We start from the raw sequence: 11271 nt of genomic DNA, 5'->3' as shown, positions 1-11271 counted from the left end.
CACCTGCATCCGCCGATCCTCGCGGACCGCGGACATCCCTGAAAGGTAGGGCGGCATGACGGACATCGACATTGTGAGCACAGCTGGTGTGCTTGCCGTGCCCGATCTCACCGAAGACGACAGGACCACGGTTGAACAGCACTGGCAGGCGGTCACCCGGTATCTCGAATCAGGTAACCCCGGCGCGCTAGGCCGGTTCGCCGGTGCGACGGTGGGCGGATACGCGAACGTACCCGAATACAGGTTAGCGACCAATCTCGACACGATTGATCAACTCGCCTTGATAGGCGACATTTGACGACCAGCCAGTCATTTACACATCGGTTGTGGCGTACCCGTAGCGCTGCACAAAAGTGATTACGGAGTAGCCATGACGACGTATAACGTTCCTCCGGGTGAACTTGCCTCTGTTAGGCCGGGTGAGCCATACCCCCAAGAGAAGATTGTCGCCTATGCGCAGGAATTGAAAGCGCTCGGCAGTGCGTCCGCGCTGGACCGTTGGTGGCTGTTGAACGCCGCCGTCGATGTCGCGTTGAACCACATGGAAGAGCTGCGCTCGGCACTGAATCACCCGATGCGAGGTGGATACGATGCCGCGTCGTAACTCGGAACCTACGCGGTTTGTCTATGGCGTTCTCGGAGTTGTGGTTGCCGCGCCGGTCGCGTTGTCATCCCAGAGTTTGTATCGCTGGGCGCGTTCGCCCGCCGGATTGGGTCTGCCCTGGTGGTGGGCGTTGGCCGCGTTCCTCGCGACCGATGGGGGCGCGCTCGTGTGTGTGGCGCTAACGATTGTGGCGGCACATCGAGGAGAGTCCGGTGGGATGGCCCACTTGTTGGTGTGGGTGTTGGCCAGCTTGTCCGCGTACGCGAACTGGCGTGCGGGGGTGGAGTTGCACGCGCATGATGCCGTGTGGTTTCTGCCCGCGATGTCGGGTCTGGCCGTCGTCATGGTCGAGGTGGTCAGCCGGGCCGCTCGCCGTTGGGTGCGGGTCGCGGCGGGGGTGCATGAGCCGGCGCTTCCCCGATTCCGGTTCCTGCGCTGGATATTCGCGCCGTCCGAAACGTTCGCGGCGCTCCGCGTCGCCGTACTCAACGGCATTACTGATCACCACCAGGCGGTGAACATCGTCCGAGCCCGCGATAACTCGGTAGCGACGGCGGAACCGGCCTTGTCTCTGGTGTCCAAGGCGGACGCAGTACGTCGGGCTATTTCGGCCACCAACTCAACCGACCCGAGCGTTCTTACTGAGTGGCTTTCCGGTCAGGGGGTCGAGGTGAGCCGGCCGTACATCGGCCGCATTGCAGGGCAGGCTCAACGTCCACATCTGGCGGCCGTGGGGGATAGCGACTGAAAGGGGAAAGCCCACCGGTTGGCGGCCGGTGGGCTTTCCAGGCAACTCCGTGGGAAGGGAGTGGAACAATGTATGTGAATAGTGTATCTTGCTTGGTCCTGCCCGCGCCAGTCGGTTCCGCTCGTTTCCGGGGGATCGGGTGACGACATGGCAGCCATCTTTTTTGACGATTTTTATCGTAGCGCGACGGCCATAGTGTCCGGTCGGGAAATCTTCCATCTGCCATCGGCTGATGTGCTCGACGCCATAACCGAGATCTCCCAATGGAATCCCGGTGACATGATCACGGACGAATTGGTCAATGCGGAACGGGTCGTTCAGAACGCGCTTGGTGGGCGCGGGCGAAAGTCTCTGTTTGAGATGAAGCCTGCCCAGCGTCGGCGGTTGTTGAGCAACGCGGGACGCGGAAAGACGCGGACACAGGCACGCGGACATGGTGCAACCCCGGAACGGCCACAGCAGGCCGACCGGCACCCGCAACGGTACGCGGAATACCAGGCCGCGCGGGTGAAGGCTCTCCCGGTTGCTGTCAAAGATGAGGGTGTTATCCGGGTGGCTGGTTTGAACAAGCGTGACCGGTCCAAGGTTGCCAAGCACCATAACGCCATAAACAAGTATCTGGATTCAGGTATCGATATGGATTTGGCAAGATTCGAGGGTCGCACCGTGGGTGGATATGGTGGAATTCCTCGGTACGAACTGGAAACACGGTTGCAACCGATCGAGGATTGGGGAAATCAGGGACAGTTTGACTACGAGTCGTTTTATCAAGAGGTGGCGTGATCGACGATGGTTAGGATTTGCATAGGGTGCGGGCGGCGCGGGAATGTTGAGATGCACCACGTCGCGCGCCGGTTTGCCGACCTGGATTTGGTGGTGCCGGTGTGCCGGTCGTGCCACCTCGTATTAGGCGCGTTGCAGGATGCGAACGGGATACCTGCTGGTGGTCAGTCAGTGGGACCGCTCGACGCGACGCGGGCACGCCTGTATGGCGTGCTGGACGTGTTGACCGTGCGGACTGCGCTGCAAGGCATGTCGGCGGCTGCTGCGCTGAACGCCGAGTTCGCCCAGCTCGCCGGGCATCTGGTGGACACACTCGGCGCGGCAGACCGAGAGGGACGGTTCGCCCCCGACCCCCGGCATAAGGTGCCCGCGCTGACCGAGGTTCAGCCGGTGGGGCACGTAGACAACCTAGCGGCTTATCTGGGTGGGTGTTATTCGATGCTGGGCGAATTGGCACGGACCAGCGGTAGCGACGATTTGGCCGACCTGGTGAGGCCAGTAGTGGAGCATCCCGAAGTTCTTGTCACCGCGACAGCTCAGGTACTTCTTCCAGCGGGGTGTCCGGCATTGGTCGCGTGGATGACCCGCGTCGTGGACCTGTTCCGGGACCTGGTGAACGCGCACGATGCGGTACAACCGACCAGCGGCATTATCCGACAATTGGGCGAGGCCATGTCCGGTCTGCCGAACACACTCATCGCCGCGCTACGAGAGGCGCTGGACAAAGCACACGAACAGGATGGCGCAGAATGACGAGCGAGCCAACGCCCGAGCAGGCAGGAGCGGAAGCGTGAGCGACATGCACCTTCCTGTTTACACGCGGATATGGCCGGATACCCCCCTACGTCGAACAGGCGCGCAGACAGCGCGACCCATCGATCAAGTAATTGTGTTCGACACCGAAACCACGATCGACCCGTCGCAGCGGCTCAACTTTGGGTGCTTCCGATACTACAAACGGAATCCGTTTGGCGCGTGGACCTTTTACGCGGAAGGGCTGATTTACGCGGACGACCTGCCCGTACGCGACCCAGATGGATTCGCCACCCTGCAACGGCACACGCGGACTCACAAGGCTGATACAGGTTCGGCTTCGCACGGCGTTTCTCGGGATTTGCTGCTCGTCTCGCGGGCAGAGTTCGCGAACAAGTATCTACACGACAAAGGCTACCGCCACAAGAAGTACCAAGGGCTCGAACCGGCCACCATCGTCGGCTTCAATCTTCCATTCGACCTGTCACGTCTCGCCGTTGACGTAGGCGAGGCACGTAAAGGATACGCAGGCGGTTTCTCGTTCACCATGTTCACGAGGGCAGACGGTCGCGTAAACTGGCATCGACCACGAATTGCCGTCAAGTCCCTCGGTGCACACAAGACGCTGATTGGCTTTACCGGGAGCAAAACTAACGATGGTTACGCCCCTGACGGGGACACCGTGTTTCGGGGCAACTTCGTTGATCTACACACGCTCGTGTTTGCGCTAACTGACCGGTCTCATAGCTTGAAAAGCGCTGGCGAGACTTTTGGATGCGAACAGGTCAAGAGTGATGCGGAAGCGCACGGGAAGATCACGGATGACTACATTACGTATTGCCGTCAAGACGTAGCGGCCACATACGATCTGTATGAAAAGGTCATGGCCGAGTATGAGCGGCATCCGTTCGACAAGCCGGCATCGGCCATGTTTTCCGGTGCGTCCGTGTCGAAAGCCTATTACGACGCGATGGGCATCACCCCGCCCCTGGCCCGGCCAGCAATGGCCGACTTTCCACGTGAGATCTTGGGCTATGCTATGGCGTCGTTCTACGGCGGACGCGCAGAGGTGCACATTCGCAACACACCGCTGCCAGTCTCGCACAACGATTTCACTAGCATGTACCCAACCGTCAACGCACTGATGGGCCTGTGGGAATTACTCACTGACGAATGCATCCAGGTCGTGGACGCAACCAACGAGGTAAACGCCCTACTCGAATCAATCAGTATTGAGGAAATGCTGAACCCTGGCACATGGCGTCACATCGTCAGTATCGCTGAAATCGTGCCTGATGGAAATGTGTTGCCCGTGCGCGCTGAATACGACGACGGCTCACACAACATCGGGATTAACCGCCTGGTATCAGAACACCCTCTATGGTATACGGTTCCAGATCTGATCTCCGCCAAATTGCTCGGCCAGACGGTACCGCAAGTGCGAAGAGCCTATAAGTTTGTCGGTATTGGTCGCCAGCTCGATACGTTGCGGCCGGTGGACCTCCGGGGTCAGGTAAAGGTCAATCCGGCAACGGATGACTTCTTTGTCAAGGTAGTGGAAGTCAAGCAGCAAATGACCCAGAAAGACCACGCGAAGGACTGCGCCTGCGACCGATGTCGAGTTCGCGCGTCGTCCAAGGTACTCGCCAACGCGGGCAGCTACGGCATCTTTTCCGAGTTCGTTCGTCGCCCCCCATCTGAGCCGCTGACGCACCTAGTCTACGGTGCGGAGCCAATGCCGTGGGAACACACAAGCGACAAGGTAGAAGAACCCGGCGCATATTGCTTCCCTCCGCTCTCGACTCTGATTACAGGCGCCGCACGGCTCATGCTCACCATATTGGAAAGGCTGGTGACCGACGCTGGTGGAACCTGGATACTTTGCGACACCGACAGCATGGCCATCGTCGCCGACGAGCACGGCAGCGTGTACCCGTGCGACGGTGGACCGGAGCAGATGCCGGACGGACAACCAGCCGTACGCGCCTTGACCTACCGTCAGGTACGCGAAATCCGGGACCGGTTCCGTGACTTGATTCCATATAGCCGAGAATTGGTGCCAGATCTCATCGTGGAAGAGTTTCGGGGTAGATGCCTGGCTATCTCGGCAAAGCGCTATGCGCTGTACACTGTTGCGCAAGATGGAATTGATATCGTCAAGACGTCCGAGCATGGTCTAGGTCATCTGCTGAGTCCGGTTGACCAGAATTCCGAAGACAAAAATTGGCGTCGTCAGTGGTGGACACCGATGATTTGCGAAGCCGAGGGTATCCCGTGGGACCGATTGGCGTGGTTGGATCGGCCGGCTATGAGCCGAATTACTGTCTCGAACACAGTCTACTACCGGTCCTTTACTGAATGGAACCGGGGTAAGAGCTACGGAGAGTCGGTGAAGCCGTTTAACTTCATTCTCACCCCACATGTGTTTACGAGTCAGAACATGCAAAAGCATCCGGCTGTGTCGGACAAGTTTCGGCTCATTGCACCGTACGAGCAGGACGCGACAACGTGGCTTGACTCCGAGTACTGGAATATGTACGACCGGACCACAGGGGAATACCGCGTCACAGGTGAGCGCAAGGTCGCGCCTGACGGAGATCACCTCGAATTAGTTTTGAACGCGGACGATCCGATACCGATCGAAACCTACGGTGACATCTACTATGAATACAAGATGCACCCTGAGCGAAAATACAACGGGCCGAACGGTTGGCCGTGCGCACGACACACCAAAGGAATGCTGTCACGGCGCACGGTGCGACTGCTCGAACTCCACCACATAGGCAAAGAAAGCGAATTTGAGGACGAGCGCGCGGCCGGACTTATGTCACAAGTCGAGGCCACAATCGACTATACGCCCAACAGCGATAAGGACAAGTGGCGCAAGCTCGTGATGCCGGTATTGGATCGGAGGTACACGCCAGCCGAATTGGGTGCTATGCTCAGTGTGACCGACCGGCAGATTCGGCGTATTCGACAAGGCGCGAGCAATCCGAGCGCTAAGCTCAAGGAACAGCTTGAAACACTCGCTGTCAAAGAAGCACGTAAAGACATTGCGATCGTTAACCCTGATCTATGGGACCGCTACCCGCAGGCGGTACTCATCCGGTGGGCCGAGATGTGCGGAAGCGCCCGAACCTGTGCGAGGTGCGGAAAGCCAGTGACCGGAAAAGCCAAGTATTGCGGTGCGACCTGCCGACAAGCAGCGTCCCGCGCCAAGAAGGCGAATCGATAATTCACAATGGAAAAAGACAAGACCAACACTGCCGATGTGAACTTGTGTGGTCCGACTGAGCTGGTGGTTTGCCAGGAAGTCTCAACGACCGAAAGAGCCCGACCCAACCAGCTCCACCAGCGCGACCAGCAGGCGAACCGAGGACACCGACAGTGACCGCAGGTCAACACCCGGCCGCATTGCTTCCCAGCGATTGTCAAGCGCGGTTCGCTGGGGTGAGTGAGCCTCACGCCTCGGCCTCCCCCTAGAGCACCGGAGTTGCGTAGGGTGATGGGATGCGGACGACCTTCCATGAACAGCTCGACAGCCTGACCGGTCAGCTTGCGGACATGTGCGGGCTGGTCGCGGATGCCATGGAAAAGGCCACCCGGGCACTACTCTCAGCCGATCTACCTCTGGCCGAAGAGGTCATCACGCAAGACGCCGACATCGACGCGTTGCGGATGGAGAGTGAGGCACAGGCGTATGCCCTGCTGGCTCTGCAAGCACCGGTGGCCAGCGACCTCCGTTCGATCGTGACGCAGATCCACGTCAGCGAAAAGGTCGAGCGAATGGGAGACCTGGCCCGACACGTCGCCGAACAGACACGCCGCCGCCACCCTCAGCCCGCGATCCCGGCAGACACCCGCGACCGGTTCGCCGAGATGGCCCGCCTAGCGGTCGTGACGGCCCGCCAGGTTCAGCAACTGATCACGACCGGTCAGGCCCGATACACCGAACTGAACGACGCTGACGACCTCGTTGACAGCATCGAACGGAACTTGCTGGCTTCGGTCAGCCGGAACGACTGGCCCCATGGCGTCCGCGCGGGTATCGACGTCGCACTGCTCGCCCGGTTCTACGAGCGCTTCGCCGACCAGGCCGTCTCCATAGCCCGCCGGCTGGACTACGCGGTCACCGGAACCCTGCCGAGCCCGAACTGAGCCCTGTCGGCGCCAATGGTCGGCCAGACCCATCTCGCTGAAAGCCACGATACCAACACCAAGCGTCAACAAGCGCCGAGATCACCGGACAGCCCACTGACCAGCGGAAACAGCCCCCCGACACCCGGACAGGCAGCAAGGCGCTGACCAGCGGAAACGTGACAACCAGCCAAGCCGGAAGCACACACGAGACCGACACAAAACCGCAGGTCACAGGCTCGCAACCTGAGATGATCATGCGAGAGTCTGGAATGGACGGTCGGAAACCCTTATATATCCCCAACCTTGGCCACCCATAGCGAGCTAAAACCGTTGCACCGCAAGGGAAAGCGGTGTCCGGTGATCTCCATACCGGGGGTATGTCACAGTTCCGGACATGATCATGGACCCTTCTAGCCTATCCCGTTGTCCACAGGTAGGCACTTTGGGTGTGGACCGGGAGCCGGGAGGGCCACCACGATGAAGAGGTGACCTTTCCGACTTCTCCGACCGGGTCAGGCGTAGAGCGCGCTGATCTGCGGGGCGTAGCGCTCGCCGATGACCCGGCGCTTGAGCTTCAGCGTAGGCGTGACCTCGCCGGACTCCGGCGTCCACGGCTTTGTCAGCAGCTCGAAGCGCTTGATCTGCTCAACGCGCGCAAGCCTGCTGTTGGCCGACTCGACCGCGCGGTCGATCTCGTCGCGCACCGCGGGGTGCCCGGCCAGCGCGGAGACGTCCGTGAACTCGATCCCCTGAGCCGTGGCCCAGCCCGGCAGGATCTCGTCGTCGAGCACGATCAGCGCCGTCACGTACGGCCGGTCGTTCCCGATCGCCACCGCCTGCCCGATCAGCGGGTGCTCCTTGAGCAGGCCCTCGATCCGGGTGGGGGCGATGTTCTTCCCGCCCGAGGTGATGATCAGTTCCTTCTTGCGGTCGGTGATCGTGACGAAGCCGTCGTCGTCGATCGAGCCGATGTCGCCGGTGGCGTACCAGCCCTCGGCGTCCACGGCGGGCTCGATCGAGCCGTCCTCGCGCAGGTAACCGGCGAACACGAGCGGGCCGCGCACGAGGAGTTCGCCGTCCTCGGCGACCTTGACCTCCGTGTCTGCGACGGGGCGGCCGACCGTGCCCGCGCGGAAGGCGGCGGCGCAGTTGGCGGTGACGGCGCCGGTGGTTTCGGACAGGCCCCACACCTCGTGGATCTCCACCCCGAGCCCGGCGAGGAAGTGCAGCACCTCCAGCGGCAGCGCGGCGGCGCCGCTGGAGCAGAAGAGGAGGCGGTCCAGGCCCAGCAGCTGGCGGATGGGGGCGAGCACCGTCCGGTCGGTCTCGGCGATCTTCTCCGCGAGGTCCGGGGGCACCTCCTGGCCCGCGTTGCGCAGTTTGTACCCCTGCTGCAGCAGGTCGTTCGCGGCCAGCAGCGCGGCGCGTCGGTCCTCCGGCACGTTGGCCAGCATGTTCTTCAGGCCCGCCACCATCTTCTCCCACACGCGCGGGACGCCGAAGAAGCCCTGCGGGTGCACGCGGCCGAGGGCGGCGGCGATCGCGGTCGGGTCGGCGAGGGTGTGCACGTGACCGGCGATCGCGATCGGGAGGTAGATGGAGATCTCCCGCTCGGCGATGTGCGCCAGCGGCAGGTACGCGATGTTCGTGAGGTGCATGGCCATGTCGTGCAGCGCCTGCAACGCGTAGGACTCGTGCACGGCGTTGGCGTGGGTGAGCACCACGCCCTTGGGGTCGCCGGTGGTGCCCGAGGTGTAGATCATCGACAGCGGGTCGCCGGGCTGGACGGCGTCCGTCATCCGCTCGAACGCGGCTGGGTCGGCCGCGTGCGATTCCGCGCCCCTCCGGCGCAGGTCGGCCAGGCTGACGAAGCGGTCGTCGCCGGGCGGGACGGCTCCGCTGTCGATCATCACCACGTGCCGCAGCGCCGGCAGGTCGTCGAGCACCTGCTCCCAGCGCTTGAGTTCGTTCGTGCCCTGAAGCACCACCACCGGCGCGCCGCTGTGCCGTGCGACGTAACGGATCTGGTCGGGACTGAGCGTGGCGTACGCGGTGCACGGGATCGCGCGCAGGTGCATGGCGGCGAGGTCCACGAGGATGTGGTCGGGGGAGCTGGGCGCCATGATCAGCATCCGGTCGCCACGGGCTAGTCCGAGGCCGGCGAGCCCGTGGGAGAGCACCGCGACCTCGTGGCGCACCTCCGACCAGGTCAGTGTCGGCTCGCCTTCGGCGTCGAGGGACGTCAGCGCGGGCAGGTCGCCGTACTCCTCGGCGTCGCGGCGAAGTAGCTTGGCGATGGTCTGGCCCTGCGTCCGGTCCGTGACTGAGGTCTGAGTGGTCATCGTTGGCCTCCTCGGCGGTGCACGGATGGTGACGAGTGCTCGCCACCCTATGTGAGGCATGCCACAAACAGGTAGCGATTCGCGGACAGTGAATCGGCATTCGCGGCCAGAAGGGCGAAGAGGAAGGATTCCCATGTCGTTGGGGCAGGAGGCGGCGGAACTCGATGCCCGTGACCCGCTGGCGGGCAAGCGGGCGGAGTTCGATCTCGACCCACAGCTGGCCTACCTCGACGGGAACTCACTGGGTGCGCCGCCACGGACCGTAGCCGCGCGGATGGACGAGGTCGTGCGGAAGCAGTGGGCGGGGCGGCTCATCCGGTCCTGGGACGAGGGCTGGTGGGATGCGCCGCAGCGGATCGGCGACCGGATCGCACCGCTCGTCGGTGCCGCGCCGGGGCAGGTCGTGGTCGGCGACTCGACGAGCGTGAACCTGTTCAAGGTGCTCGTCGCGGCTGTGCGGTTGAACCCGGGGCGCCCGGAGATCGTGGTCGACGCCACGACGTTCCCGACGGACGGCTACGTCGCGGAGAGCGCCGCACGCCTGACGGGCCACGAGATCCGCCGGGTCACGCCGGCGGAGATGCCTGCCGCGGTGTCGGAGCGGACGGCGGCGGCGCTGGTCAACCACGTCGACTACCGCAGCGGCCGCCTGCACGACCTGCCGGGCATCACCGCGGGGCTGCACGCGGCGGGCGCGCTGGCGGTGTGGGACCTCTGCCACAGCGTCGGGGCGGTGCCGGTGGAGCTGGACGCGGCGGGCGTGGACCTGGCGGTGGGCTGTACGTACAAGTTCCTCAACGGAGGGCCGGGCGCACCCGCGTTCTGCTACGTGCCGGTGCGCTGGCAGGAGCGGTTCGACCAGCCGTTGCCGGGCTGGGCGGGGCACGCGGACCCGTTCGGCATGAGCGAGGAGTACACGGGCAAGGCGGGGATCGGGCGCGCCCGCGCCGGCACGCCCGACATCCTGTCGATGCTCGCGCTGGACGCGGCACTGGACGTCTGGGCCGACGTGTCGATCGCCCAGGTGCGCGAGAAAGCGCTTTCCCTGGGTGACTTCTTCCTGCGGTGCCTGGACGAACTGGTGCCCGCTGCCGAGGTCCTGACCCCGAGAGACCACGCTTCCCGAGGCAACCAGCTCTCCGTCCGCTGGCCCGACGCCCAGCACGTCATGGCCGCGATGGCGGAGTCCGACATCATCGGTGACTTCCGGCCGCCCGACGTTCTGCGGTTCGGGCTGGCCGCGTTGTACACGAGGTATGGGGATGTGCTTCGCGCTGCTCGTTTTCTCTCAGGATGGCCGGGGTAGCGGGGAGGTGTGGGAGTCGCCGCCCCGGCCTTTCCCAGTCGCTGCGACCGGCATGACCGAGAAATTCCTGATGCCTCAACGATCGCTGATGCCGACCCCCCACACCAGGGCCGAAGGACCCTGTTGCCCCCCCGGGACGCCCGCGACCGCGACTGCCCCTGATGGCCGCCCGCAGCCACTGCCGCCTCACCCGGGAGCCGATGCCGCTCCACCCGAAGCCGCCGCAACTTGGCGTGCCACCCCACGAAGCGGCCCGTCACCGCGCCGGGCCGCGCTCCGCAGGGCCCCGCGGAGCGACCCGCCACCCACTGGGCCGTGCCACCACCCGGGGAGCGACCGCCCCCACCGGGCCGCCACCCAACGGGCCGCGCCACCGCGCCCAACCGCGCCACCGCCCCTAACCGCGCCACCGGGCCGCGCACCCACCGGGCGTGCCACCGCGCCGGGCCGCGCCACCGCGCCGGGCCGCCACCCCACCGGGCCGCGTCACTGCGTCGAGGGAGCACCCCGCCGGACCGCGCATCGTGCTGGACCGCACCCCACCGGGTCGCGCCACCCCCACCGCACCGCGCCACCGCGCCCAACCGCGCCACCG

9 protein-coding genes are annotated in these 11271 nt (G+C 63.8%); 8 read left to right on the top strand and 1 reads right to left on the bottom strand.

Annotated elements, in window-relative coordinates:
* Nucleotides 1-55: 55 nt before the first annotated feature.
* The 7 genes from ABFX51_RS39245 (at nt 56) to phoU (ending at nt 7046) form a co-directional block, all read left to right on the top strand.
* Nucleotides 56-298, top strand: a complete 243-nt coding sequence (locus tag ABFX51_RS39245; protein WP_346056955.1) for a hypothetical protein — start codon at nt 56-58, stop codon at nt 296-298.
* Nucleotides 299-370: 72 nt separating this feature from the next.
* Nucleotides 371-604 carry a hypothetical protein gene (locus ABFX51_RS39240; protein WP_346056953.1) on the top strand — a complete coding sequence of 78 codons (234 nt, stop codon included), beginning with the start codon at nt 371-373 and terminating at the stop codon, nt 602-604.
* Nucleotides 591-1352, top strand: a complete 762-nt coding sequence (locus tag ABFX51_RS39235) for a hypothetical protein (RefSeq protein ID WP_346056951.1) — start codon at nt 591-593, stop codon at nt 1350-1352. Before ABFX51_RS39240 ends, ABFX51_RS39235 begins: the two co-directional genes overlap by 14 nt.
* A gap of 147 nt (nt 1353-1499) precedes the next feature.
* Complete coding sequence (locus ABFX51_RS39230) at nt 1500-2135, top strand: hypothetical protein (RefSeq protein WP_346056949.1); 636 nt, start codon at nt 1500-1502, stop codon at nt 2133-2135.
* 51 nt (nt 2136-2186) lie between these two features.
* Nucleotides 2187-2888, top strand: coding sequence for a hypothetical protein (locus ABFX51_RS39225; protein ID WP_346056947.1), 702 nt, complete (start codon nt 2187-2189; stop codon nt 2886-2888).
* 37 nt (nt 2889-2925) lie between these two features.
* Entirely contained in the window at nt 2926-6123 is a 3198-nt protein-coding gene (locus ABFX51_RS39220) for a hypothetical protein (protein ID WP_346056945.1), read from the top strand.
* Nucleotides 6124-6398: 275 nt separating this feature from the next.
* Entirely contained in the window at nt 6399-7046 is a 648-nt protein-coding gene (phoU, locus tag ABFX51_RS39215; protein WP_346056944.1) for a phosphate signaling complex protein PhoU, read from the top strand.
* Between the two features lie 494 nt (nt 7047-7540).
* On the opposite strand, the gene ABFX51_RS39210 is transcribed toward phoU, so the two are convergent.
* On the bottom strand, nt 7541-9370 hold the full coding sequence (locus ABFX51_RS39210; protein WP_091504718.1) for an AMP-dependent synthetase/ligase: 1830 nt from the start codon (nt 9368-9370) through the stop codon (nt 7541-7543).
* Nucleotides 9371-9503: 133 nt separating this feature from the next.
* On the opposite strand from ABFX51_RS39210, the gene kynU reads away from it, so the two are divergent.
* Complete coding sequence (gene kynU / locus ABFX51_RS39205) at nt 9504-10676, top strand: kynureninase (RefSeq protein ID WP_091504717.1); 1173 nt, start codon at nt 9504-9506, stop codon at nt 10674-10676.
* Nucleotides 10677-11271: the final 595 nt, after the last annotated feature.

The organism is Amycolatopsis dongchuanensis, assembly GCF_039542405.1.
Classification (GTDB): Bacteria; Actinomycetota; Actinomycetes; order Mycobacteriales; family Pseudonocardiaceae; genus Amycolatopsis_E; species Amycolatopsis_E sacchari.
The sequence above is the reverse complement of the archived record's forward strand: the minus strand, read 5'-3'. Positions and strand labels throughout refer to the sequence as shown.